The sequence below is a fragment of the Exiguobacterium sp. UBA3968 genome (assembly GCF_002385115.1).
GTDB lineage: Bacteria > Bacillota > Bacilli > Exiguobacteriales > Exiguobacteriaceae > Exiguobacterium_A.
In genome coordinates this window covers 1-270 of sequence record NZ_DGCW01000009.1, presented here as the reverse complement: position 1 = coordinate 270, position 270 = coordinate 1, and the positions used below count along the sequence as shown (strand labels likewise).

Genomic DNA, 270 nt, shown 5'->3' with positions numbered 1-270 from the left:
ATTGCTGTTTCAACAGATGATGCGTTAAGGTCTGGCATTTTTGTTTCAGCGATTTCACGAACTTTGTCACGTTTGACTGTCGCTACTTTCTTACGGTTCGGTTCACCTGAACCACTCTCAATTCCAGCTGCTTTCTTCAAGAGAACTGCTGCTGGAGGAGTTTTAGTGATGAATGTGAATGAACGATCTTCAAAAACCGTGATGACTACAGGGATAATCAAGCCGGCTTGGTCTTGTGTACGAGCGTTGAACTCTTTACAGAAGCCCATG

At 44.1% G+C, this 270-nt stretch carries 1 protein-coding gene; it reads right to left on the bottom strand.

Annotation, left to right across the window (positions count from 1 at the left end):
* Positions 1–270: 50S ribosomal protein L11 (locus B3S86_RS15020; RefSeq protein ID WP_290754247.1), on the bottom strand; the 270-nt coding region annotated here is incomplete at both ends.